Source organism: Rhizobium sp. P1_E1, assembly GCF_056406015.1.
Genome location: NZ_JBFUAY010000047.1, coordinates 15,864 through 41,273, shown reverse-complemented (window position 1 = coordinate 41,273; position 25,410 = coordinate 15,864). Strand labels below are relative to the sequence as shown.

Annotated in this window: 24 protein-coding genes; 15 read left to right on the top strand and 9 right to left on the bottom strand. The window is 61.1% G+C overall.

The window, feature by feature from the left end:
- Positions 1–78 precede the first annotated feature (78 nt).
- The 4 genes from AC1D1Z_RS17510 (at position 79) to fba (ending at position 4,366) form a co-directional block, all read left to right on the top strand.
- Positions 79–1,107 (top strand): ABC transporter permease, encoded by a 1,029-nt coding sequence (locus tag AC1D1Z_RS17510; protein ID WP_018245685.1) that lies wholly within the window; start codon positions 79–81, stop codon positions 1,105–1,107.
- On the top strand, positions 1,107–2,093 hold the full coding sequence (locus tag AC1D1Z_RS17505) for an ABC transporter permease (RefSeq protein ID WP_477851379.1): 987 nt from the start codon (positions 1,107–1,109) through the stop codon (positions 2,091–2,093). The genes AC1D1Z_RS17510 and AC1D1Z_RS17505 overlap by 1 nt, the downstream gene beginning before the upstream one ends.
- A gap of 11 nt (positions 2,094–2,104) precedes the next feature.
- The gene (locus tag AC1D1Z_RS17500; RefSeq protein ID WP_026188701.1) at positions 2,105–2,953 is read left to right on the top strand and encodes a sugar phosphate isomerase/epimerase family protein; all 849 of its coding nucleotides are present in this window, start codon (positions 2,105–2,107) and stop codon (positions 2,951–2,953) included.
- A gap of 348 nt (positions 2,954–3,301) precedes the next feature.
- A complete protein-coding gene (gene fba, locus AC1D1Z_RS17495) occupies positions 3,302–4,366 on the top strand; it encodes a class II fructose-bisphosphate aldolase (protein WP_018245682.1) in 1,065 nt (354 codons plus the stop codon).
- A 7-nt stretch (positions 4,367–4,373) separates the two neighbouring features.
- Here the strand turns inward: fba and AC1D1Z_RS17490 are convergent, their stop codons facing one another.
- From AC1D1Z_RS17490 to AC1D1Z_RS17460, 7 genes are all read right to left on the bottom strand, one after another.
- The gene (locus tag AC1D1Z_RS17490; RefSeq protein ID WP_026188700.1) at positions 4,374–6,116 is read right to left on the bottom strand and encodes a glycerol-3-phosphate dehydrogenase/oxidase; all 1,743 of its coding nucleotides are present in this window, start codon (positions 6,114–6,116) and stop codon (positions 4,374–4,376) included.
- Positions 6,117–6,159: 43 nt separating this feature from the next.
- Positions 6,160–7,689: an FGGY-family carbohydrate kinase gene (locus tag AC1D1Z_RS17485; RefSeq protein ID WP_018245680.1), complete on the bottom strand. Its 1,530-nt coding sequence runs from the start codon at positions 7,687–7,689 to the stop codon at positions 6,160–6,162.
- Positions 7,690–7,726: 37 nt separating this feature from the next.
- Complete coding sequence (locus tag AC1D1Z_RS17480) at positions 7,727–8,569, bottom strand: DeoR/GlpR family DNA-binding transcription regulator (protein WP_018245679.1); 843 nt, start codon at positions 8,567–8,569, stop codon at positions 7,727–7,729.
- Positions 8,570–8,719: 150 nt separating this feature from the next.
- The gene (locus AC1D1Z_RS17475) at positions 8,720–9,667 is read right to left on the bottom strand and encodes a D-ribose ABC transporter substrate-binding protein (protein WP_003550839.1); all 948 of its coding nucleotides are present in this window, start codon (positions 9,665–9,667) and stop codon (positions 8,720–8,722) included.
- Between the two features lie 111 nt (positions 9,668–9,778).
- On the bottom strand, positions 9,779–10,831 hold the full coding sequence (locus AC1D1Z_RS17470) for an ABC transporter permease (protein WP_018245678.1): 1,053 nt from the start codon (positions 10,829–10,831) through the stop codon (positions 9,779–9,781).
- 22 nt (positions 10,832–10,853) lie between these two features.
- Positions 10,854–12,398 carry a sugar ABC transporter ATP-binding protein gene (locus AC1D1Z_RS17465; RefSeq protein WP_018245677.1) on the bottom strand — a complete coding sequence of 515 codons (1,545 nt, stop codon included), beginning with the start codon at positions 12,396–12,398 and terminating at the stop codon, positions 10,854–10,856.
- Entirely contained in the window at positions 12,395–13,051 is a 657-nt protein-coding gene (locus AC1D1Z_RS17460) for a DUF2291 family protein (protein WP_477851374.1), read from the bottom strand. Before AC1D1Z_RS17460 ends, AC1D1Z_RS17465 begins: the two co-directional genes overlap by 4 nt.
- A gap of 49 nt (positions 13,052–13,100) precedes the next feature.
- Between AC1D1Z_RS17460 and AC1D1Z_RS17455 the strand changes: the two genes are divergently transcribed.
- From AC1D1Z_RS17455 to AC1D1Z_RS17405, 11 genes are all read left to right on the top strand, one after another.
- Entirely contained in the window at positions 13,101–13,304 is a 204-nt protein-coding gene (locus AC1D1Z_RS17455) for a hypothetical protein (protein WP_245268274.1), read from the top strand.
- A 528-nt stretch (positions 13,305–13,832) separates the two neighbouring features.
- Positions 13,833–15,407 (top strand): FGGY-family carbohydrate kinase, encoded by a 1,575-nt coding sequence (locus tag AC1D1Z_RS17450; protein WP_018444791.1) that lies wholly within the window; start codon positions 13,833–13,835, stop codon positions 15,405–15,407.
- 32 nt (positions 15,408–15,439) lie between these two features.
- On the top strand, positions 15,440–16,951 hold the full coding sequence (locus AC1D1Z_RS17445; protein WP_026188698.1) for a glycerol-3-phosphate dehydrogenase: 1,512 nt from the start codon (positions 15,440–15,442) through the stop codon (positions 16,949–16,951).
- A gap of 11 nt (positions 16,952–16,962) precedes the next feature.
- The gene (locus tag AC1D1Z_RS17440) at positions 16,963–17,895 is read left to right on the top strand and encodes a TIM barrel protein (RefSeq protein WP_018245672.1); all 933 of its coding nucleotides are present in this window, start codon (positions 16,963–16,965) and stop codon (positions 17,893–17,895) included.
- Positions 17,896–17,965: 70 nt separating this feature from the next.
- The gene (locus AC1D1Z_RS17435) at positions 17,966–18,901 is read left to right on the top strand and encodes a sugar-binding transcriptional regulator (protein ID WP_018245671.1); all 936 of its coding nucleotides are present in this window, start codon (positions 17,966–17,968) and stop codon (positions 18,899–18,901) included.
- A gap of 99 nt (positions 18,902–19,000) precedes the next feature.
- A complete protein-coding gene (locus tag AC1D1Z_RS17430; RefSeq protein WP_477851370.1) occupies positions 19,001–19,777 on the top strand; it encodes a DeoR/GlpR family DNA-binding transcription regulator in 777 nt (258 codons plus the stop codon).
- Positions 19,774–20,544, top strand: coding sequence for a triose-phosphate isomerase (locus AC1D1Z_RS17425; protein WP_018245669.1), 771 nt, complete (start codon positions 19,774–19,776; stop codon positions 20,542–20,544). Before AC1D1Z_RS17430 ends, AC1D1Z_RS17425 begins: the two co-directional genes overlap by 4 nt.
- An 11-nt stretch (positions 20,545–20,555) precedes the next feature.
- Positions 20,556–21,011, top strand: a complete 456-nt coding sequence (gene derI, locus AC1D1Z_RS17420; RefSeq protein WP_003562478.1) for a D-erythrulose-4-phosphate isomerase — start codon at positions 20,556–20,558, stop codon at positions 21,009–21,011.
- 279 nt (positions 21,012–21,290) lie between these two features.
- A complete protein-coding gene (gene ligD, locus AC1D1Z_RS17415; RefSeq protein WP_026188697.1) occupies positions 21,291–22,349 on the top strand; it encodes a non-homologous end-joining DNA ligase in 1,059 nt (352 codons plus the stop codon).
- Positions 22,350–22,590: 241 nt separating this feature from the next.
- Positions 22,591–22,824, top strand: coding sequence for a BrnA antitoxin family protein (locus tag AC1D1Z_RS17410; protein WP_018245667.1), 234 nt, complete (start codon positions 22,591–22,593; stop codon positions 22,822–22,824).
- Between the two features lie 225 nt (positions 22,825–23,049).
- A complete protein-coding gene (locus AC1D1Z_RS17405) occupies positions 23,050–23,445 on the top strand; it encodes a hypothetical protein (protein ID WP_032981510.1) in 396 nt (131 codons plus the stop codon).
- Positions 23,446–23,518: 73 nt separating this feature from the next.
- On the opposite strand, the gene AC1D1Z_RS17400 is transcribed toward AC1D1Z_RS17405, so the two are convergent.
- Both AC1D1Z_RS17400 and AC1D1Z_RS17395 read right to left on the bottom strand, forming a co-directional pair.
- The gene (locus AC1D1Z_RS17400) at positions 23,519–24,418 is read right to left on the bottom strand and encodes a carbohydrate ABC transporter permease (protein ID WP_018444785.1); all 900 of its coding nucleotides are present in this window, start codon (positions 24,416–24,418) and stop codon (positions 23,519–23,521) included.
- 40 nt (positions 24,419–24,458) lie between these two features.
- Complete coding sequence (locus AC1D1Z_RS17395) at positions 24,459–25,391, bottom strand: carbohydrate ABC transporter permease (RefSeq protein WP_003550789.1); 933 nt, start codon at positions 25,389–25,391, stop codon at positions 24,459–24,461.
- Positions 25,392–25,410: the final 19 nt, after the last annotated feature.

Genomic DNA, 25,410 nt, shown 5'->3' with positions numbered 1-25,410 from the left:
TCCATATGGAAAAGGGCCGCATCGCCGGCTGGCATGATCCGCGCGCGACTACGCTGAAAGACCTGGAGGCGGCGGTCTATGCGTAAGCTGTTCCTGTCCCATACGACTGAATTCGTGCTGTTTGCCGTCATCATCGCTATGAGCATTGTTCTTGCTCTCATGACCGACCGTTTCTTCACGCTCGGCAATGTCTTCGACCTGCTCAATATCAGCGCGGTCAACATTATCTTTGCCGTTGGCCTGCTCGTGGTGCTGATATCAGGCGGGATCGACATCTCCTTCGCGGTCGCAGCCTCGATCGTGCAATACGTCACTGCACTTGCGCTCGAGAGGATCGGCGGGGGTGGATGGGTATCCGGCTTCCTGATTGCGGCCGGCATCGGCATCGTGCTCGGCGTGATCAACGCCTTCCTGATCCACCGCTTCCGCATCATCTCGATCGTCGCGACGATCGCGACCTTCAACGTCTATTTCGGCTTGCTGATGTTTTTCACCAAGGGGGTGTCGATCTACAATCTGCCCGACTGGCTGACGAGCCGCGTCATCATCTACGAGCGCGAAATGGCCGATGGGAGCTGGGCTGAGATCACCTTGCCGGTTGTGGTCATGGCCGTCTGCACGCTCGCCACATGGTTCTTCATTACCCGCACGACGACCGGCCGGCAGCTCTACGCCTTCGGCGACAATCCGGAAGGCGCGCGCCGCTTCGGCATCAATATCGGCGCTATGCAGTTCATCGCCTTCGGCTGGCTTGGGTTGATGGCAGGCATCGCCGGGCTCATGCAGGCGCATTATGCGCAGGAGGTCGTGCCGAACGCACTCTACGGCCGCGAACTCGATGTGCTCGCTGCCGTGGTGCTCGGTGGGGCGCGGCTGGGCGGCGGCAAGGGCTCGGTGCTCGGTTGCGTGCTGGGCGTGCTGCTCGTCTCGATCACCCAGAACGGCCTCAACCTGATGGGCGTCTCGCCCTTCGCCTTCAAGATGATCGTCGGCGCGATCATCCTCGTTGCGATCACCTTGTCGAGCGCCCGCATCGGCAATCTGGTGCCAGTGTTTGCGACCCGGAAATCGACCGGTGACAGGCCTGCAGGCAGGGGAGAGAGCTGATGAACGCGCTTGCCGCCCGCTTCAACGCCATCTTCGGGGCCGACATGGCCGGTCCCCTCGCCGCGCTGGCGGCCGTGCTTGTCGTCTTCAGTTTCGCCTCGCCGCATTTCCTGACGGGCGCGACCTTCGGATCGGTCGCCTTTCAGCTTCCCGAGCTGGGTGTTCTGACGCTTGCCATGCTGATGCCGATCCTCACCGGCGGCCTCAACCTTGCGATCACCTTCACCGCCAACATCGCCGGCCTGACGCTCGCCTGGACGCTGCAGGCCAATGGCGGCATCGATGCCGGCCCGGGCGCCTTCCTGCTCGGCTCGGCTCTGGCGCTTGCCGTCGGTGCCGCCAGCGGCCTGGTCATGGGCCTCGTCATCGCCTTTACCCGCGCCCATCCGATCCTCGTTTCGCTGTCGATGATGATCTTTCTGCGCGGCCTCGGCGAGTTCCTGACGCGCGGCGGCGATATCTCGGGCTTCCCTACCTTCATCGCTCCGATCGGCCACGGCAGCATCCTCGGCATCCCGGTACCTTTGTTGATCCTGATCGCCTGCGTAATCRCCAGCCACATTCTACTCTCGCGCTCCAAGCTCGGCTTTTCCACCTACATGATCGGCTCCAATATCGAGTCTGCCCGCTATTCCGGCATCAACACCCGCAAGGTTCTGGTGCTGGTCTATATGCTTTCCGGCGTGATGGCTGCGGTTGCCGGCATCATCATGCTTGCGCGCTTCAATTCGGTGCGCGTCGGCCACGGCGAGTCCTATCTGCTGATCACCGTGCTCGCCTGCTTTCTCGGCGGCATCAATCCTTTCGGCGGCTTCGGCCGCGTCCTGCCCGTCTTCGTGGCGCTCATCGTGCTGCAGCTTCTCTCTTCGGGGCTCAACCTGCTCGGCGCCAACCAGCACCTCACCACTGCCGTCTGGGGTATCCTGCTCATCGTCGTGATGGTGCTGCGGTGGTTCTCGGCCAAGTTCATCAGAATCGTGAAATAGGAGATACGATCATGGAAGGTTTCGGCGTTCACACCAGCATGTGGACCATGAACTGGGATCGCGCAGGTGCCGAAAAGGCGATTGCCGGAGCCGTGCACTACAAGATGGATTTCATCGAGATCGCGCTGCTGAACGCGCCTGCCGTCGATGCCAAACATACCCGCGCCCTGCTTGAAAAGAATAAGCTGCGCGCCGTCTGCTCGCTCGGCCTGCCGGAACATGCCTGGGCCTCGGTCCGCCCGGATGCCGCAATCGAGCACCTGAAGGTTGCGATCGAAAAGACTGCAGAAATGAACGCCGAGGCCCTGTCCGGCGTCATCTTCGGCGGCATCGGCGAGCGCACCGGCGTGCCACCGACGCAGGGCGAATACGACAACATCGCCAAGGTGCTCGACGTAGCGGCAAAGCATGCTAGGAAGCACGGCATCCAGCTCGGCGTCGAGGCCGTGAACCGCTATGAGAACCACCTGATCAACTCGGCGCAGCAGGCCGTCGAGATGGTGGAGCGCGTCGGCGCGGATAACATCTTCGTTCACCTCGACACCTACCACATGAATATCGAGGAAAAGGGTGCGGCAAATGGCATCCTGATCGCCCGCGATCACCTGAAGTACATCCATCTTTCGGAAAGCGACCGCGGCACACCGGGCTACGGCAACATCCCGTGGGATGCGATCTATGCCGCGCTCGCCGCAATCGGCTTCAAGGGCGGGCTTGCGATGGAAAGCTTCATCAACATGCCGCCTGAGGTCGCCTATGGCCTGGCCGTCTGGCGCCCCGTTGCACGCGATATGGAAGAGGTCATGGACAAGGGCCTGCCGTTCCTGCGCAATAAGGCGGAACAATACGGTCTCATCTGACCCGGTTTGCCGGATATTCCGAATTCCCCTGTTGGCCGACTGCCATCAACGACAAGCCATAACCGCAGCGGCCGCACGGGTGTCTGGCTGAAGAGTTCTTGCCATCGCCGGCAAGGGGCGTGACGCCCGTCTCTTCAGCACAGGCACCGAATTTCATTCGGCTCGTGCATGCGAAATGACTCTTGAGAAATATCATACTGTTTGTGATATTGTTATTGATGCTTGTTACTTTCCTCCCCCTATGCCATTTTGCCTGTTAAAATAAGGCGCTTGAACGGCCCGCGCCCGGGCTCTAGTTTCAAAGAGATGGCGGCGTTTCGATCGACCATCGATATGGGGGAATCTTGGATGGCACGCATTACGCTGAGGCAACTGCTCGACCATGCTGCGGAGGAAGGCTACGGCGTTCCCGCTTTCAACATCAACAACATGGAGCAGGCGCTCGCCATCATGGAGGCCGCGGATGCGTGCCAGGCGCCGGTTATCATGCAGGCGTCGCGCGGAGCCCGCGCCTATGCCAATGACATCATGCTGAAGCACATGATGGATGCCGTCGTTGAAATCTATCCGCATATTCCAGTCTGCGTGCATCTCGATCACGGCAACGATCCCTCCAACTGCATGACGGCGATCCAGGCGGGCTTCACCTCGGTAATGATGGATGGTTCACTGAAGGCGGACGCCAAGACGCCCGCCGACTGGGCCTATAATGTCGGCGTCACCAAGATGGTGACTGACATGGCGCATTTCGGCGGCATCTCAGTGGAAGGCGAACTCGGTGTTCTCGGTTCTCTCGAGACCGGCATGGGCGAGGCCGAGGACGGCCACGGCGCCGAGGGCAAGCTTTCGCATGACCAGCTGCTGACCGACCCGGACGAAGCGGTGAAGTTCGTGCGCGAAACCAAGGTCGATGCGCTCGCCATCGCGATGGGCACATCGCATGGCGCCTACAAGTTCACCCGCAAGCCGGACGGTTCGGTACTGGCGATGAACGTCATCGAAGAAATTCACCGCAAGCTTCCGAACACACATCTCGTCATGCATGGCTCGTCCTCGGTCCCGATCGAACTGCAGGAGATCATCAACAAGTATGGCGGCCAGATGAAACCGACATGGGGAGTGCCGGTCGAGGAAATCCAGCGCGGCATCAAGAACGGCGTGCGCAAGGTCAACATCGACACCGACGGCAGAATGGCGATGACCGGCCAGATCCGCCGCGTGCTGCAGGAAGATCCAAGCGAGTTCGATCCGCGCAAATATCTGAAGCCGGCGATGACGGCGCTGACCAAGCTCTGCAAGGAACGCTTCGAACAGTTCGGCACCGCCGGCATGGCCGGCCGCATCACGCCCCTCCCCGTTTCGGAAATGGCGAAGCGTTACAAGTCCGGTTCCCTCGATCCGGCTTTCTCCTGAAACTGGGTTAGCCCGAGGCCGGGCGCGGTGTCTTTTCCGGCTCGGCGGCAACCTTGCCTGTCAGTGCTTGGCCGTGGAAGCGGCCCAGCTGGCTGACAACGTCCTGGATTTCGCTTGCCGTTCGTTCGGCATTCCAATCGAGCGCTGCCCCGGCAACGCCGGCGATTTCCCGCAGGCCTTCCAGCGTCAACCGGCCCTCGATCGCAAGCGTCGTACGACGCATCACGATGTCCGACAGGTGGACGACGATTTCGTTCCGGGCGATCCAGTCGATCTCGCGGAGACTGTAACGCGGCGCACCCGCCAGGCGCTGCTCGTCGGTATAGCCTGAAGGAGAAGAAAGCAGGGCTGCGGCCGTCGTGCCGTAGCGGGCGAGCAGTTCGTCGGCACGCTCGGCGGCAACGCCGCTGCGTGATGCGGTATCCCTGATCCAGGCGCTACGTTGCTGGGCATCAGCCGGAAAGGCCTTGCCGCCGCCGACCGCCAGATAGCGTGTCGACTGGCTGCGGCTGCGCTGCAGCCGGGAGAGAACGGTGTCGGCGACCTCTTCCGCAAAGCCACGGAACGTCGTCCACTTGCCTCCGACCAGCGAAATGATCGGAAACGGTCTGCCGCTCTCTGGCTCCTTCACCGGCGCGGAGTGATCACGGCTGATTAGCCCCGGTGCTGCCGCATCTGACGCCGGCAGCGGGCGGATACCGCTATAGCTGTAAACGACCTGGTCGCGATCGATGCGGAGCGTCGGCAGCAGCGAGCGGACACTTTCGAGAAAATACTCGGTTTCCGGCTCCTCGCAGCGGACATTGTCCGGATCATCCGCCGGAATGTCGGTCGAACCAACAAGTGCCAGCCCGAGATAGTCGTAGACCAGGCAGATTCGGCCGTCGTCGGCCTCGAAATAGATCATGTGGCCGTTGAGGCTTCGCACCAGCTCGGGATGGTCAAGCAGGATATGGGAACCCTTGGTGCCGCCGATCAGGTGCGATGGGGCACCGAGTAAAGTGTTGACGTGATCGATCCAGGGACCTGCCGCATTGACGACCAGTTTGGGAGCAACGGTGACATCGCGACCATCGGGCTGCCGGAAGGTCAAATGCCCCTCTGAAACGGCAGCCAGTGTCGCGAAATTTGCCGCGAGGCTCCGCGCGTTCGCATCGAGACCATCGCTCACGAGCTCATAGACGAGTCGCTCCGGCCTGCTGATCTTGGCATCGTAATAGATGCCGCCGGCGACGATGGCGGGGGTTACATGCGGCATTTCCTTGCGCGCCTGTTTCTTCAAGATCAGCCGGTGGCGCGGCATGACCTGGTCGCGTGAACCGAAAAAGTCATAGAGCCGAAGCCCGATCTTGATGAGCACGGCTCCACGGCTGCGTGGCGCCGTCTTCGACCCGAAGAGCGTTCTGATCGCTGCCCAGATACCGCGGGTCCAGGAAAAGACCGGAATGAAGGTCGGCAGTGGCTCGACGCAATGCGGCGCGTTCTTGAGCAGGAGGTTGCGCTCAAGCGTCGATTGCGCAACCAGTCCGAACTCACCCGTTTCAAGATATTTCAGGCCGCCGTGAATGAGCCGCGATGGTGCGGCGCTCGTGCCGGAACCAAAGTCGGCCTTGTCGACGATCAGGCAATTGACACCCTGTAGCGAGAGGTCGCGGAACAGGCCGGCGCCGTTGATGCCCGCCCCGATGATCAAAACGTCGATATCGTTCTCGCCGGGATTCGAGAAGCGCTGCTGCAAATCGGGGGTCATGCTCGTCGTCCTAAATTGCCCGCCGCAGCAGGCATTTGTCTTTTCAGTTTGCCGATTGTTCCGGCGCAAGCGCGGCAATCCTAGGCCAAAGGGGGATCATCGCGTCGGCAATGTCGCGGAACACCTGGTAACGCTTTTCATAATCCGCGCTGCGCGCCGCATCCGGCCGGCAAGTCTTTGCGATGGCGGCCGTGTCGCGCGGATCGCTCTGCGGATCGGCGAAGACCCCAGCACCCGACCCGGCACAAAGCGCAGCACCCCAGGCGGCCGCCTCATCCGTCTCGGTTACCGTGACCGGCATGCCAAGCACATCGGCAAACATCTGCACGACGGCAGGGTTGCGCGAGATGCCCCCGGCGAGCCGCGCCTGATCGAAGGCAAAGCCGTCGCGAAGCGCGTCGACATGAATGCGATGATTGAAAGCGATGCCCTCAAGCACGGCGCGCAGCATGTCGCCGCGGTCGTGCCATCCACCGAGCCCGAAGAAGCCGGCGCTGGCCGCCGCGCCATAGGGCGAGCCGAACAGATAGGGATGGAAGAGCGCGGTCGAGGGGCGCTCGAAGGCGGCCTCGATCTCGGGCGCCAGCAGGGCGTGGATCGAGTTGCCTTGCACCTCRCCATTCTTCCGTTCGGCAGCGCAGAGCGTGTCGAGAAACCAGTCGTAGTTCGCTGTCGATGCCGGGGAGATCGACATGCTGTTCCAGATGCCGGGTGCAATCCCGTTGCGGCAGAACCAGCGCCGGTCGACACGCGGTTCCGACGAAAGCGTCTCGTTGATCGAATAGGTCCCAGCAATGACCGCGACAACGCCCTTGGCATAACCCCCTGCCCCGAGCGCCGAGGCCGTGACGTCGTGCAGACCGGCAACGACAGGCGTTCCTTCGGCGAGGCCCGTCAGTTGCGCGGCTTCACGGGTCACGCGTCCGACGATCTGGTCAGAGCGCGAGGCTGGTGGCAAGGCGTGGACGAGATCCTGCAATCCAAACAGCCGCAGGGCGTCCTCACTGTAGTTCTGCGTCTTGACATTGGTGAAGGAGGTGCTGGCTTCGGTGCGGTCCGTACCGATGGTCCCGGTCAGGCAGAACCGCAGCCAGTCCTTGCAGCTGAAGAAATGGCCGATGCGCTTATAGCGCTCAGTCTCGATTTCGCGGATCCAGGCAAGCAATGCCGATGGCGCGGAGACGTGCGGGATCTGCCCCGTCAGTTCGATCGCCAGGTCGGCGACGTCGCTTTTCGTCCACGGGTCGACGATCGCCCCTGCCCGGCTGTCCAGCGAGAGAATGGCCCGGCCGAGCGGCTTCCGGGCGTGATCGAGCAGGTAGATGCCGTCTCCGTGCGCGGTAGCGGCAATGCCCGCTATGTCGCTTGCCGGCCGCCCGCTGAGTGAAATCGCTTCGCGGATGGCATCGGCCGTCGCGTTCCACAATTCATCCATGTCGCGCTCGATATGGCGGGCCTTCGGAATGAACTGCGTCACCCGGCGCCGGGCGGCTGCAAGCGGCGTGCCGTCGACATCGAAGATGACCGCCTTGGTGACTGTCAAACCACTATCGATCCCGAGCAGTGTCGGCATTCCCGTTTACCTCACGAGGGACAACCGGCCCGTGCCGTCAGGAGCGCCCTCCGGCGCCCTTGGCAATGACCACGTTGATATCTCTGGACCGCATGCGGTCGATGTGCACCGGCTGGGTCTTGTCGTCGACGATAACGACGTCGAACTCATCCAGTGCTGCGAAACTGTGGAGTGCACGCCGTTCGAACTTTGTATGATCGGCAAGCAGGATGCGTTTTACGGAACAGTCGAACATGGCGCGCTTGGTATCGACTGTTTCAGGGGACTGGTGCAGCACCGTGCCATCGCTGATCGCCGACATCGAGATGAACGCGACATCTGCCCTGAGTGCCTTGATCTCGTTGATGGTTATGCGACCCATGAAGGCATTGCACCAATTGTAATATTGGCCGCCGAGGGCGAGCAGCGTGACGTCGTGCAGGCCCGTCAGCGCATTCATCAATGTCAGGGAATTGGTAATTGCGGTGACCGGCACCTTCGAAGGCAGGTGCGCCGCCATCTGAAGTACCGTGGTCGAGTCATCGAAAAAGATCGCCTGTCCCGGTTCGACGAATTGCATTGCCGCCTCGGCGATCAGCTTCTTTTCCACCGACTGGCGGTTGGAGCGATAGACGTCGCTGGATTCGATGAGATTGGTCGCCGCCGCCGTGACGATGCCGCGCGTCTTCCTGAAGAGGCCGCGGCTGACGAGCTCATCGACATCGCGGTGAGCCGTCATCAGGCTGATCCCAAAGCGGTCGGTCAGGTCTTCAATCCGCATCGAGCCTTCACCCATCACGGCCTCTGCAATCATGCGGCGGCGCGCGATCTGGCGCGTCTGCCTGCTGTCGCTGGTGAGCTGGTCCAACAGATGGTCGTCCCGGCTGGTCTTCTGTGTCACGGGTCACCCCTGTCGCTGAACTATGGATCCCAGCTTCGTACAGTGATTGCCGCGCCAAGGCAAAAAGGCGAAACGCAACCGGCGGTTGGACCGCAGGCCATCGCTTCCAGCATGAAAATGAGGGCGCTCTTGCGAGCGCCCTTTTACCGTTTACTGCGCCAGAACGAACGGGCCGGTGTACTTGTCGATGTTGTCCTTGGTGATCAACAGGCAATCGAAGAGCTGCTTTTCGCTCTTGGCACCCGTGTTACCCGTCTTGATCAGGTTGTCTGCCTGCTTGACGGCTTCTTCGGAGAAGACGGCAACCGGCTGGAGGACGGTGTATTGGAGTTCGCCCGCCTTGATGGCAGCAACTGCATCCGGAGAACCGTCGAAGCCGCCGACCTTCACATTGGCGAGCTTGCCGGCTTCCTTGAGTGCGGCGATCGCGCCGAGCGCCATTTCGTCATTGCCCGAGATGACGCCGACGATATCCGGGTTGGCCTGCAGCATGGACTGCATCTTGTTGTGGCCCTGGGTGCGGTCCCAGTTGGCAACTTCCTTGGCGACCTTCTTCAGATCCGGATACTGCGAAAGGACAGTCTCGTAGCCATTCGAACGCGTTGCCGCGTTGTTGTCGGACGGCGCGCCGAAGAGTTCGGCATAGTTGCCCTTGTCGCCGATCGCTTCGACCCATTGCTGCGCGCCGAGGGCGGCACCCTGTGCGTTGTTGGAAACAAGCTGCGCCTTGGCTAGGCCTTCCTGGTTGATCTCGGCGTTGACGAGGATGACCGGGATGCCGGCAGCAACGGCCTTCTTGACCGCACCGACGGAACCGTCGGCGTTTGCCGGGTCGAGGATGATCGCCACCGACTTGTTGGTGATCGCCGTATCGATCAGGTTGCTTTCGGTATTGGTGTCACCCTTGTGGGCGTTGACCGAGGCCGTGTAGCCCAGCTTTTCGGCGGTTGCCTTGGCGACATTGCCTTCCGTCAGCCAATAGGGATTCGACGGATCGTTGACGATGATCGTCATCATGCCCGCTGCCCAAGCGGAGCTTGCAAGAAGCGGTGCTACTGCCGCGGCGGCCAGAAGTATGCGCATGCCTTTCTTAAACATAGTCTCTCTCCCATTTGTGAGTTCAGTTATTGCCGGGGATCCGGCAGTGCTTTCCCCAATCGGCTTCGTGGACTCCAGCCTGCCGTCGTGGATAAGTTTCGGTCTCAGCCGTCAGGACGATTTGACCCGGCGGCCGTATTGGATGCTGTTCATGAGGACGGCGAGAACGATCACCGCGCCGGTGAATACCGTCTGCCAGTAGGCCGAGACGCCGATGATCACGAGGCCGTCCGAAAGGAAGCCGATAACGAAGGCGCCGAGCATGGTGCCGCGAACCGTACCGCGGCCGCCGGTCAGCGCCGCGCCGCCGATGACCACGGCTGCGATCGCCGTCAGTTCGTAGGTTGTGCCTGCCGTCGGACCAGCAGAGGTCAACTGCGAAGAGAGGACCAGGCCGGCGATCGCTGCACAGACGCCCGAAAGCACATAGACGATGATCTTCACGCGCTTGACCGGGACGCCGGAGAGGTCGGCGGCACGCTCGTTACCACCTGAGGCGTAGAGCCAGCGGCCGAAGGCAGTGCGGCTCAGCACGATGCCGCAAACGATGGCGAGAACCGCAAGCACGATGACCCCGATCGGAATGCCTGCGAGCCGGTTGAAGCCCAGCCAGTCGAAGCCGGTATTGCCGAGTTCCGGACGGCCGCCGAGATTGTTGTAGGTCAGGCCGTTGGTCATCAGGAGCGCGATACCGCGGGCCACGTAGAGCACGCCCAGCGAGGCGACGAAGGCCGGCACCTTGAGATAAGCGATCAGCACGCCGTTGACCGCACCGACCAGCGCACCGAGCGCACATGTGATGACGACGACGGCCCAGACCGGCGGATAGAGGATGACGCCGAGATAGGTGAGCGTGACCCCCTGCATCAGGAAACCGGCGATGCAGCCTGCAAGCCCGAGTGTCGAGCCGACCGACAGATCGATGCCGCCATTCAGGATGACGAGCAGCATGCCGATCGCCAGAATGCCGAAGATCGCGACATGCGACGCCATGATCAGGAAGTTGTTCAGCGTGAAGTAATAGGGCGACAGGAACGAAAAGACCGCGATGATGACGATCAGCGCGAAGAAGGCCCGGCCTTCCAGGATGAGACGCACGATATTGGTATTGCGCTTCTGCCCGCTGGAAACTGATTTCTTTTCGGTGACGTTCGTGACTGACATAATCAGTGCTCCATAATCCAGGCTAGTGCGCGACCACGGCTTCGCCGGAGGCGGCCATGATCTTTTCCTTGGTGACATCCGAGCCGAACTCGGCCGATATCCTGCCGCGATGCATGACGATGATGCGGTGCGCGATACTCAGGCATTCATTGACTTCGGACGTCGAATAGATGACCGCCAATCCCTGCTTGGCGCGCTCCGCGAGCAACTTGAAAACTTCCGCCTTGGCGCCGATGTCGATGCCGCGGCTTGGCTCATCGAGCAGGATGACCTTTGGCTGGGTTGCCAGCATCTTGCCGATGACGACCTTCTGTTGGTTGCCGCCGGAGAGCGAGCCGATCGAAGCTGAACCGCCATCGGTTTTCACATGCACCCGCCGGATCGCGTCATTGACGAGATCGCGCTCCCGATGGCCGGAGGTGAAAAGCCCTTTGGTGAAGGCGCGGATACTCGCAAGCGACAGATTGGAGCCGACCGTCATCGTCTGGACGAGGCCGTCGCGCTGGCGATCTTCCGGCACAAGCACGAGACCGCTGGCAATGCGCCCGGCGATGCTGAGCCCACTGACGTCCTGTCCTTCGAGCAGAACCTGTCCGCCACTTGCGCGCAGACGTCCGGCAATGCATTCGAGCAGTTCCGTGCGCCCGGCGCCCATCAGCCCGTAGATGCAGACGATCTCACCGGCACGCACCTTGAGAGACAGACGATCGACCGCATTATAGGCAGCGCCGGAGGGGCCGGGGACACTGAGGTTTTCGATGGAAAGCGAGACGTTTCCGAACGGATGACCTTGCGGCGGGCTGCCAAGGTCGAAATTCTCGCCGACCATGTTGCGGACGATCCATTCGAGATCGATATCCTTGCGCTCGGCATAGGCGGTCATGTTTCCGTCGCGCAGAACGACGGCGTGATTGGTGATCTGTAGCGCCTCTTCCAGATGATGCGAGATGTAGACGATCGACACGCCGCGGCTCGTCAGGTCGTGGATGACTTTGAAGAGCACTTCCACCTCCGTCGCGCTCAGCGCCGAGGTCGGCTCGTCCATGATCAGGATGCGCGAATTGATGGAGAGTGCCCGCGCAATTTCGACGATCTGCTGCTGGCCGAGGCGAAGATCCTCGACGCGCGTCTGCGGATCGATGTCTTCCTCGAGCTCTTCCATGAGCGCCCGGGTCTGACGCTCCTCTTCAGCGAAGTCGACGACACCACCCTTGATGATCTCCCGGCCCATGAAAATATTGTCACGGACACTGAGATTGGGGGCGAGGCTGAGCTCCTGATGGATGATGGAGATCCCGCACTCGCGCGCATGGGTCGACGAGCTAAAGCTGATCGGCGAGCCGTCGAGAATGATCTCGCCGGAGCTTGGCTGCGCGACACCCGAAAGGATCTTCATCAACGTCGACTTGCCCGCGCCGTTCTCTCCGAACAGCGTTGTGACCTGGCCGCGATGAATGTCGAAGTTCACTCCCTTGAGGGCGTGAACGCTGCCGTAGGATTTTGCGATGTTGCGCGCTGCGAGGACGACCTCGCCTTTCGCCCCGTTGCTACGTTGCGGCTGGCTCATTTGAGCTCGACCTTCACCGGCGTGACGAGCCAGTTCTTCGGGTTGATGAGCTTGRAGACGCCGACGACGGTCGCCTGCTTTCCGTCCAGGGCGTCAGGATCCATGCCCGCAAAAACCGCCTTCTTCATCTCGTTATTGATGGCCGATCCGGCATCCTGATACTGGATCTGGTTGGTAAACTGGCCGAATTCGATGGTGCCGGTTGCGTCGCGGAGGTCCGTGCCGTTGACCGCAGGGCCGGTCTGGACACGGACCACCGTCTCGGGAGGCAACCCATCGATCTTCATTTCGTTGGTGTTCGACTTGCGGGCGCCGAAAACGCCGGTCAGCGTGACGGGAATGACCGGTCCGGTGCTCGTCGCAGTGCCGTATTTCTCGGCCGCCGCCTTCTTGTCGGCGGCAATGGCGGCCGCGAGATCGGCGGCCGCAGCGGCCCGCTCCTCGACATTTGCCTTGATTTTCGGGAACTGCTCAGCGCCGAAGGTTTCCGGAGAGAACGCCTGCTGGCGGACATCGTTTTCGGAACCGATCTTGACGACCGTCGTATCGAACGCGATCGCTGCAACGACGATGACCGCCAACGCCGCGCTGACAAGGAGCCCGCGATTGCCGCTGCTCGGCTTTGATGCTGCATGATCGGGCGAGGTACTCATGTCCGGACGGCCTTTGGCTTGGAATGGCAAGATGGGGAGGGCTAGCGCGATGATGATCGCAGGCGCGCTGAAGCACTGCGTCGCACCGGAACAGAAACCGGCGGGCCACCCGCAAGAGCGCAACTCTGGACGAAAATTCGCATTGGAAGCCTCCTCAACAAGACCGGCAGATGTCTCCTCCAACCGCCTGGGCCTGCAAATTCTCCATCAGGAAGCGCACTTCCGTGATAGAAGTATGTTACTTATGCCGTAAATGATGTTATATATTTTATAAACTGTCAACGGCACTTTCACGCCAACTCGACTGAAATGCACGACCTCACATCTTGTTCATCGCGCTGCGGTGCAGCAAAAAATGACACGCCTTCACACTTGTCATTCTACCGAATTATGGCGGCATCTCTCTGTTTTTCATGCATAATTGTACAGATCAGGCATTGCGCGCATTACCGTTTTCGATGCTGCACGCCAACAGCTCGGCGGCGCGGAAGCAAGCTCCTTGCTCTTCTATTTTAGTTGAAAAAAATTACATCGCTAGAAAAATCTTACTGGCATTATGGTATCTTTATGTTATCTTTTCGAGTGAAGCTAGGGAGGTTTCGGCTGCGCGCCAGATCTGGGATYTGCCAAAGGCGGCGCGCTTGCCGTTGCCCGTGGAAGGGCCGACGTTGGCAGCCGGATGCATCATCCCAGATGAGTTTAGGGTCGGGAGGACTTCAGATGAATTTGATGCGCGTATTTCCTGCGGCGGTGCTTGCGATGGTGGCGAGATAGGCCTGCGATGACATCGACCCAGACGATCATCATTGGCATAGATGCCGGCACCTCGGTCATCAAGGCTGTCGCCTTCGATCTGTCCGGGCGCCAGATTGCCACAGCCTCCGTTCGCAACAGATACACCACCGGAGACAATGGCTCGGCAACGCAGTCGCTGGATCAGACCTGGCTCGATTGCGCCAGCGCGTTGCGGGGCCTAGGCGAAAAAGTCGCTGATCTTGCATCATGCACCGCAGCCATCGCCGTTACCGGACAGGGCGACGGCACCTGGCTCGTCGGCCACGGCAATATGCCGGTCGCCGATGCCTGGCTGTGGCTCGACGCGCGCGCCGCGCCGACGGTCACGTCGCTTGCCGGCGGAACGCAGAACCGTGCCCGCTTCGAAGCGACAGGCACCGGTCTCAACACTTGCCAACAGGGCGCGCAACTTGCCCATATGGACCGCTTCACGCCGGATCTTCTCGATCGGGCGGAGGCGGCGCTGCACTGCAAGGACTGGCTCTATCTCAACCTCACGGGCGTGCGGGCGACCGATCCATCGGAGGCGAGTTTCACCTTCGGCAATTTCAGAACGCGCCAGTATGATGCCGTGGTGATCGATGCGCTCGGCCTTGACCACAGGCGCGGGCTCCTGCCCGAAATCATCGACGGCAGCGAGATCAGCCACCCGCTGACATCGGGGGCGGCGAAGGCCTGCGGGCTTCTTGCTGGAACGCCGGTCTGCCTCGGCTATGTCGACATGGTGATGACGGCGCTCGGTGCAGGCGTGCGCAGCGACGCTCGCAACGCCGCCTGCTCGACGATCGGCTCGACCGGTGTGCACTTGCGCGCCAAGTCCGTTGCCGACGTTCAGCTCAATCGTGAGGGTACCGGCTATGTGATCGCCCTTCCCATCCCCGGCATCGTCACTCAGGTCCAGACGAATATGGGCGCCACGATCAACATCGACTGGATCCTTGAGGTCGCCGCCTATCTCATGGCCGAGGCAGGTAAGCCTGCTTCGCATGCAGACCTTATTGCGCGCATCGACGGCTGGTTTGCAGAAAGCCGACCGGGGGCGGTGCTTTACCATCCCTATATTTCCGAAGCGGGCGAACGTGGGCCTTTCGTCAACGCCAATGCGCGCGCGGGCTTCACCGGGCTTTCGATGCGTCACGGCTTCCCCGATCTGCTGCGCAGCGTGGTCGAAGGGTTGGGGCTTGCCACCCGCGACTGCTACGCCGCGATGGGCACGATGCCCGAAGAGCTGCGGCTCACGGGCGGGGCCACACGCTCCCTCGCCCTTCGCCGTTCACTCTCGGCCGCCGTTAACGCACCGATCCGCCAGTCGCGCCGCGAGGAGACGGGGGCGGCCGGCGTGGCGATGATGGCCGCGGTGGCTGTCGGCGTCTATTCCAGCATGGACGATTGCATAGCCGACTGGGTGACGCCGCTGCTCGGCGATCCGGAGACACCGGATGCCAACGAGGCCCACCGGTTCGACCGGCTCTTTTCCGCCTATACCGATGTGCGCCAGGCAATGGCGCCCGCCTGGGACAAGCTTGCCGAAGCCGCAACGACGTCGCCGGTGGGCGCGTAATTCTGATGCAGCAGGCATCGAAGGAGCATGACATGACCGAACCCGAACTCCTGGATCTCTTCGTCATCGGCGGCGGCATCAACGGCGCGGGGATAGCACGCGATGCTGCGGGCCGCGGCCTGAAGGTCGTGCTGTGCGAAAAGGACGACCTGGCACAGGGAACTTCGTCGCGTTCGGGCAAGCTGGTGCATGGCGGTCTGCGTTACCTCGAATATTACGAATTCCGTCTGGTGCGTGAGGCGCTGATCGAGCGTGAAGTGCTGCTCAATGCCGCGCCGCATATCATCTGGCCGATGCGCTTCGTCCTGCCGCACAGCCCAGAGGATCGCCCCGCATGGCTCGTGCGGCTCGGCCTCTTCCTCTATGATCATCTCGGCGGCCGCAAGAAGCTGCCCGGGACCCGCACGCTCAACCTGCTCCGCGACCCGGAAGGCACGCCGATCCTCGATCAATACACGCGCGGCTTTGAATATTCCGATTGCTGGGTCGACGACGCCCGCCTCGTGACCTTGAATGCGTTGAGCGCAGCAGAAAACGGCGCTCTGGTGCTGACCCGCTCGCCGGCCGTGTCGGCCCGTCGCGAGAATGGCGGTTGGACCGTGGTCACGAAAAGCAACTCCACGGGAGAGACGCGAACCTTCCGTGCCAAATGTCTGGTGAACTGCGCCGGCCCCTGGGTGATGGACATCATCAATCGCGTCGCCGGCTCGAACTCCGGCCGCAACGTCCGCCTCGTCAAGGGCAGCCACATCATCGTGCCGAAGTTCTGGGCAGGTGCCAATGCCTATCTGGTGCAGAACCACGACAAACGCGTCATTTTCATCAATCCCTACGAGGGCGACAAGGCGCTGATCGGGACGACCGATATCGCTTACGAAGGCCGGGCCGAGGATGTTTCCGCCGACGAGACGGAGATCGAGTATCTGCTCAAGGCGGTCAATCGCTACTTCAAGGAAAAGCTGCGCCGCCACGATGTGCTGCACAGCTTCTCCGGCGTGCGCCCGCTGTTTGACGACGGCAAGGGCAACCCGTCGGCCGTTACCCGCGACTATGTCTTCGATCTCGACGAGACCGGCGGCGCTCCGCTGCTCAACGTCTTCGGCGGCAAGATCACCACATTCCGCGAACTCGCCGAGCGCGGCATGCAGCGGCTGAAGCACATCTTCCCGAACATGGGAGGCGACTGGACGGAGAAAGCGCCGCTGCCGGGCGGCGAAATTCCGAATGCCGACTACGAGAGCTTTGCCAACAGCCTGCGCGATATCTATCCCTGGATGCCGCGCAAGCTCGTGCATCACTACGGCCGTCTCTATGGCGCCCGCGCCAGGAATGTGGTTGCCGGCGCGACAGGCATGGAAGGGCTCGGGCGGCATTTCGGTGGACAGCTCTATGAGGCCGAGGCCCGCTATCTCGTCGCCACGGAATGGGCCGAAACGGCCGAGGACATCCTCTATCGCCGCACCAAACACTATCTCCATCTGAACGAAGCGGAGCGCGTGGCCTTTGGCGAGTGGTTTGCGTCAACCCGCCTTGCTGCCGCCTGAAGGATGCCGCCATGCCGCTGACCCTTTCGCTCAATACCAATCCGCTGGTGAACCGCTTCGCCGACCCAGATGATCTCATCGACACGGTTGCGCATGATTTGCGGATCCGCGACCTCCAACTGACCCACGAGTTCATCAATCCGAGCTGGCAGGCGCCGGTGATCCGCCGCCTGACGCGCACGATGAGCGCTGCGCTGACGCGCACCGGCGTACGGGTCACCTCGGGCATGACAGGCCCCTATGGGCGCCTCAACCATTTCGGACATCCGGATGCCGATGTGCGCCGCTACTACATCGAATGGTTCAAGACCTTTGCCGACATCACCGCCGATCTCGGCGGCCACTCGGTCGGCACGCAATTTGCGATCTTCACCTATAAGGACTTCGACGATCCGGCCAGACGCGAGGAACTGATCAAGATCGCGATCGACTGTTGGGCCGATGTCGCCGAGCATGCGCGCGTCGCAGGCCTCGCCTACATGTTCTGGGAGCCGATGAGCATCGGCCGCGAGTTCGGCGAGACGATCGGCGCCTGCCTGTCACTGCAGGAGCGGCTGACATCCGCCGGAATGGCCATCCCGATGTGGATGATGGCGGATATCGATCATGGCGACATCACCTCCGCCAATCCCGACGACTATGACCCCTACGCCTGGGCGCGGGCCGTCCCGCTGGTATCGCCGATCATCCACATCAAACAGAGCTTGATGGACAAGGGCGGGCACCGGCCCTTCACCGCCGAATTCAACGCCAAGGGCCGCATACAGCCGGCACCTCTGCTGCAGGCGCTGGCCGAAGGTGGGGCGAAGGACAATGAAATCTGCCTGGAACTCTCCTTCAAGGAACGCGAGCCGAACGATCGCCAGGTCATCCCGCAGATCGCCGAAAGTGTCGCCTTCTGGGCGCCGCACATCGACACCGGCGTCGCTGACTTGAACATCTGAGGCGGAGATCTTTAAAAGGCAGCACTGCGATACGGCGGAATCGCCGCATGACCTTCGAAAAGGAGCCGTGATGACGGACGCCGATGATACCCTTGCCGTGCGTGCTGCCTGGCTTCACTATGCCGGTGGCCTGACGCAGTCCGACGTCGCACGCCGCCTCGGCGTGCCGTCGGTAAAGGCCCATCGCCTGATCGCCAGAGCGGTCGCCGATGGCGTCGTCAAAGTTACCATCGACGGGGATATTGTCGAATGCGTCGAGCTGGAAATGCGGCTTTCGGAACGCTTCGGGCTTCAATATTGCGAGGTCGCACCCGATCTCGGCGAGGAAGGCTTGCCGCTCCGCGCACTCGGCCATGCCGGCGCCGGCTATCTCAAGCGCGAGATTGAGCGCGGCGACAATACGGTGATCGGCCTTGGTCATGGCCGCACGCTTTCCGCCGCCGTCCAATATATGCCGAGGGTGAGCGCGAAGAACCTGCGTTTCGTCTCGTTGCTTGGCGGCCTGACACGAAACTACGGCGCCAATCCCTATGACGTGATGCATCGCATCGCCGAAAAGACCGGCGCCCATGCCTATGTCATGCCGGTTCCCTTTTTCGCCAATACCGGCGAGGACCGTGAAGTGCTGAAGGCGCAGCGTGCCGTCAAGGAGGTCTTCGACCTTGCTAATAACGCCGACCTGAAGCTCGTCGGCCTGGGAACTGTCGATGCCGAGGCGCAGCTTGTTTTGTCCGGCATGGTTGAACCCGGTGAAATTGACGACATTGCCGCGGCAGGCGGYGTCGGCGAAATCCTCGGACATTTTTTCGACGCCGATGGCCACATCCTCGATACCGCGCTGACGGCGCGCACGCTCTCTGCGTCTTTCCCCAAGACCAAGAAAGAGCGGCTTGTGGCGCTGGCGGGCGGACAGGCGAAAGTGGCGGCGATCCGGGCAATTCTGAATAGCCGCCGTCTTTTCGGGCTGATCACCGACGAGCGAACCGCGCAGGCTTTATTGAAGTAGCGATCGAAGGCAACAACATTTTATCGCAAAATCACATGATTTATGTTGATAATCACGTATATTCTGTTATCTTAACATCAAACGAGGGTGGAGAGCAGGATGAGGCGGGAAGAGCGGCAGCAGTTGATCGTCAACCTGCTCGTCGAAAACAAGACCGTCGATCTCGACGACCTTGCCGATCGCTTCACCGTGTCAAAAATGACGATCCATCGCGATCTCGACGATCTCGAGCAGGCGGGCGTCCTGCGCAAGGTTCGCGGCGGCGCGACCATTGATGCCGGAACGCAGTTTGAAAGCGACTTCCGCATTCRCGAGCGCCAGGGCAACGAGGCCAAGCTGGCAATGGCTGAGACCGCGCTGGAGCTGGTCGAGCCGGGGATGACGGTGATGGTAAACGACGGCTCGATGGCGGCCGTTCTCGGCGAAATGCTGCTGCAGAAGCGGCCGCTGACGTTGATCACCAACAATGCGGCGATCATGGAGCGGCTGAAAGGCGAAACCGGCATCACCCTGATCGCACTTGGCGGCATCTATTCGGCRAAATTCAACGCCTATCTCGGCGTCGTCACCGAGGAGGCACTGTCGCGGCTGAGGGCCGACATTGCCTTCATTTCAACGCCTGCCGTCAGTGGCAGGCTCGCCTATCACATGGATGACAACGTCGTGCGCGCCAAGCGGGCGATGATCGCGTCATCGACCAGGACCTGTCTTCTGGTCAATCATCAGCGCATCGGCCACACCGCCCTGCATGTCATGGCGGATCTGGCCGATTTCGACGCGATTATCACCGACAGCGCACCGGATGCTGCTGTCCTGGAGGAATTTGAGCAGGCGGGCATTACGCTCACCATTGCATCAACGCAGGATCCGACATGACCGAAAAGCCGCACTTCTGGATTGGCACCAGCTGGAAGATGAACAAGACGCTTGCTGAAGCCGAGCATTTCGCCCGCGGTCTAGAAGCTGCCGATGCCGCGCGCGACCCGCGTATCCAGCGCTTCGTCATTCCGTCTTTCACGGCGGTGCGCGAGGTCAAGGCGATGCTTGCCAAGACCTCGGTGAAGGTCGGCGCTCAGAACATGCATTGGGCCGACCAGGGCGCCTGGACCGGCGAAGTCTCGCCGGTGATGCTGAAGGACTGCAATCTCGATCTCGTCGAGCTCGGCCATTCCGAGCGGCGCGAACATTTTGGAGAGACCGACGAGACTGTGGGTCTGAAGACCGAAGCGGCCGTTCGCCACGGTCTCATCCCGCTGATCTGCATTGGCGAGACGCTTTCCGACCGCGAAAGCGGAAAGGCTGCCGACATCCTCGCGGTCCAGGTGCGCGGCGCGCTTTCGAAACTTTCGGGCGCCCAAAAGGCTGCCGAAATCCTGCTGGCCTACGAGCCGGTCTGGGCGATCGGCGAGAAGGGCATCCCGGCGAGCGCAGATTATGCGGATGCCCGCCAGTCTGAAATCATCGCCGTTGCCGAAGCTGTGCTCGGCCGGAAGATCCCCTGCCTTTATGGCGGGTCGGTCAACCCGCAGAACTGCGAAGAACTGATCTCGAGCCCGCATATCGACGGGCTCTTCATCGGCCGTTCGGCCTGGAATGTCGAAGGCTACCTCGACATTCTGGCCAGATGCGCCGCCAAACTCTGAGGAGAAAGACAATGAAGCTTGCCATTGCAGGAGACAGCGCCGGCGAAGGCCTCGCCAAGGTTCTGGCCGACCATCTGAAGGACCGTTTCGACGTGTACGAAGTCTCGCGCACGAGCGCCGGTGCCGATCCTTTCTACGCCAACCTCTCGGACCGCGTCGCCTCAGGCGTCATCGACGGCACCTACGACAAGGCGATCCTCGTTTGCGGCACCGGCATCGGCGTCTGCATCTCGGCCAACAAGGTTCCGGGTATCCGCGCCGCCCTGACGCACGACACCTATTCTGCCGAGCGTGCAGCACTTTCCAACAATGCGCAGATCATCACCATGGGAGCCCGCGTCATCGGAACCGAGCTGGCAAAGTCGATCGCCGATGCGTTTCTTGCCCAGACCTTCGACGAGAACGGCCGCTCTGCCGGTAACGTCAAGGCCATGGATGATCTCGACGCGAAGTACAGCGCCCGTTGAAGAATGCTGAGGGTGATTGCCGGGCCGGAGCGCGTTCGATGTCACTGAGGCCTTACCGGGACGACCAACGCGACGATTGCTCGGCCAATCCAGATCCGGCAGCGATTTCGGGACTTGGAATACGGGAGGCATCGACGCGTTAAGTCCTTGAATCGAGATTCGTTTCGACTCGGAACAATCAGCCGCGTGATTTGGTTGAGTCGCGTTGTTGCCATCGACGCGAAGAAGAAGCAGATGAAAAAGCCGAGCAGGGCACCCGGGGAGGTGTTAGACCTGATCATGAAGCACCCGCGCCGCCCAATACTGCCCTTGCTTGGCGAGTCACAGTCGAAGCTGCACTCTCGTCCGATCCGCAAGCGCGATCCTGACCAACCCAGTCTGCCGTTCGATCCAATGCCGCTGCGCGTCGAGCCTTGCCTCGCGCTGCTGAAGCCGACCGTGCCTGTGGGGCCGGACTGGCTCTACGAGGTGAAGTGGGACGGCTACCGCTTGGCAATCCACATCGAGCCGAAGGGCGTCCGGGTGATCACCCGCGGCGGGCATGACTGGACCCACCGTTTCCCCATTATTGTCGCGGCAGCAAAAGAGCTTGGGGTAACCACTGCCATCCTCGATGGCGAAGCGGTTGTGCTCGATGATCAGGGCCGGTCGGATTTTGGCGCCCTGCAGCGTTCGCTCGGCGGGCGGGGCGGCAAGCGGGTGTCAACCGAGTCGATCCTCGTCGCCTTCGACCTTCTCTATCTCGACGGGCACGATCTCACTAGCACCGAGCTTGACGTACGCCGGCACCTGCTTGAAGACCTTATACCGGAAGGCGGCGATCAGGCGATCCGCATTTCCGAAGAGCTAGAACTGCCAGCCGAAGACCTTCTCGAGCACGCCTGCCATCGTCATCTGGAAGGCATCGTTGCCAAGCATCGCGACCGCCCCTACCGCAGTGGCCGCACGGGCGACTGGCTGAAAATAAAATGCGTCCAGAGCGAGAGCTTCATGATCGTCGGCTATGAGCAGTCGGCATCCGCCCGTGGTGGCATCGGCAGTCTGCTGCTGGCCGGCAGACAAGGCTTCGACTGGGTTTACCTGGGGTCGGTCGGGACAGGTTTCAGTGCCAGGGATGCTGAAGAGCTGAAAAAGACGCTCGACCGATTGAAGACGAGCCGGCCGGTCATTCCCCTGAAGGGCAAACGCCTCGTCTTCGTGCAGCCAACGCTGATCGCTGAAATCGAGTTTCGCGGCTGGACGGATGATGGCAATCTCCGCCATGCCTCCTACAAGGGGCTGCGCGAGGTTCAGGACAATGCCGCTGTTTTCGACATGAAAGGCATCTTGGGCCGTTGAGGACAAACGATTATCAGCTTTCCCCTTTGAGCGGGAATTCGACCCTAACCGCTGCCTATCATCGCCGACGGATCCGGTCGTCTCTGCGAAGTCGCCGACCGGTCTCTGCCGCCGGCACGCTGGCGATCGAGCCGGTCGGCTAAATCGCCGTTTCGTAAGACAAGATAAATAGTCGACGAAGCAGCCGACATCACGTATGCCGCTCATATGTCGCTCCGACAGGCAATAGAAAGTGACAACGATGACAAATCCGCCCCGCCGACCTGTCAATCCAATGGATGCCGCCGAAGCGCTGTTCAAACCCGCGAAGAAGAAGCTGGAACAAGCTGTCGAGCGGCCGGCGTTGCCGAATACCAAGGAGCTGGTTTCGCTGAAGATCGACAGCGATGTGCTGGCCTTTTTCCAGGAAAATGGCCCTGGCTGGCAGGATCGGATCAATGATGTATTGCGGGCCGCGATGAAGAACAGGGTCTGACCCTGTTGCACCCGAGCCGCGCCGCCGGCCGATGCATGGCCGGCTTCATCTATCCTAATGTATTGCTTTAAGGCAATTCGCCGCCAATCCTAGGCAACTGTTCGAGCCGCGGATAGGCACTCCGCATGCCAGGCATTAGAGCGCTCGCAAGGTGATCGTGTTGATCGACAGGCTGGATTTCCTCGTCTTCTCCGCGCCCATCCATCGCTACGGGTGGTCGCTGTGATGCCGAATGGACTGCACCGGCTTCTCCGCAGCGGCGTTGTCCATGTTCTCTTCGCCTTTTTGGCAATGGGCAGCTGGGCGGTTTTCGCCAATCGCGCGCACGCCATGCCATTGCCGCTCTATGCCGGCCTTGTGCAGGGTGCGATATCCGCCTGCCTGACACTTTGCCTGAAATCTGTGATCGACTGGCTTTCAAAGCGCTTCGTCGGATCGGTACGATTTTGGGCGCCGCCTCTCATTGCTTGTCTCGGCTCAGCCAGCATTCTCGTGGCGATCCATGCGGCGACCGGTACACCGGAAATACTCAAGACCATCGCATTTCCGCTGCTCGTATCGACGAGTTACGCGGCAATTTACAATTATTCGATCTCGGCAAGACGAGGTTTCGATACATGATGGGAACGCCACTGATCCCATTTAAGCTGCGGACACGCCTATCGTTCCTACCGGGCGTGCCCGCGCTAGGCTCTCACTCCTTCACCGCCCCGGTCATCGATGAGACGTAGTAGTCCACGAAGAACGAGTAGAGGATGACCACCGGGAGCGAGCCGAACAGCGCACCTGCCATCAGTGCTCCCCATTCGAAGACATCGCCGCGCACCAATTCGGTCAGCACCCCGACCGGAATGGTTTTGTTTTCCGACGACTGGATGAAAGTCAGCGCATAGATGAATTCGTTCCAGGACAGCGTGAAGGCGAAGATGCCGGCTGAGATCAGCCCTGGCACCGCGAGCGGCAGGATAATCTTGGTGAGAATCTGCCATCTATTGGCGCCATCCACCAGTGCGCTTTCCTCCAGCTCGAATGGGATCGACCGAAAATAGCCCATCAGCAGCCAGGTGCAGAAGGGAATGAGGAAGGTCGGGTAGGTGAAGATCAGCGCCAGCCGCGAGTCGTAGATCCCGAGCTTGAAAACAATGAAGGCAAGCGGGATGAAGAGGATCGACGGCGGCACGAGATAGGCAAGGAAGATCACCAGGCCGACTGAACGCGAGCCGGTGAAGCGCACACGCTCGATGGCATAGGCGCCGAAGACCGAGGCTACCAGCGAGAGAAAGGTGGAGCAGACCGCCACCAGCATCGTGTTCCACAGCCAGCCCGGATAGGACGTCTCGAAGAACAGATATTTGATATGATCGAGCGTTGGCCCGACCACCCAGAAGGGGCTGTAATTGCTATAGTCGGTCAGCTGCTCGTTCGGCTTCACTGCGGTGATCGCCATCCAGTAGAACGGGAAGAGCAGCACGAAGACGAAGACGGCCATCGGCAGGTAGAGCATAACGATCCGCCGCGGCAGCCGGTTCAGATAGCTCATGCCTTCGGCATTGTCGGTCACGACCTGATCGGCGGCGTTTGAATTTATCGACATCATCACTCTCCCTAACCCCAATTTGGCCCTAGCCGTGGCCCTAATCCTGGCCGCCCTGCTGCCATTTGCGCCGTTGCAGGCCGAAGAAGCTGAACATGATCGCGCCGAGCAGGAAGGGCACCATGGCGACGGCGATGGCCGCACCCTCGCCCAGCTGACCGCCCGGAATGCCGCGCTGGAAGGAGAGCGTCGCCATCAGATGCGTCGCGTTGACGGGTCCCCCCTTGGTCAGCACGTAGATCAGCTGGAAATCCGTAAAGGTGAAGAGCACCGAGAAGGTCATCACGACGGCGATGATCGGCGTCAGCATCGGCAACGTTACATAGCGAAAACGCTGCCAGCTCGTGGCGCCGTCGAGCGAAGCAGCCTCCTGCAGCGACGCCGGTATCGTCTGCAGGCCGGCAAGCAGCGAGATCGCCACGAACGGAATGCCGCGCCAGACATTGGCGACGATGACGGATATGCGCGCATTGATCGGATCGCCAAGGAAGTTGATCGGTCCGCTGATCAGCCCCAGCTGCATCAGCGACCAGGAGATGATCGAAAATTGGGAATCATAGATCCACCAGAAGGCCAGCGCCGAAAGCACCGTCGGCACGACCCAGGGAAGCAGCACGATTGCCCGGAAGAAGGATTTGAACGGCAGGTGCTGGTTGAGCAGCATCGCCAGCCAGAGGCCGAGCGCGAATTTCAGCACCGAGGCGACGGAGGTATAGAGAATGGTGTTGAAGACCGATAGCCAGAAGACGCTGTCGTCCATCAGGAACTGGTAGTTCTCCAGCCCGATGAAGATGCCGTCGCGGCCGATCCTTGTATCGGTGAAGCCGAGCCAGACGCCGAGCCCCAGCGGATAGGTGAGAAAGCAGACGAGGAACACGGCCGCCGGCAGCATGAACAGGAAGCCGAGCACATTGTTGTTCTGCAGGAGCGAAGAGATCGGCCCACGCCTGTCCTCCGAATTCACCATCGACATTGCCTATCTCCCAGATTGC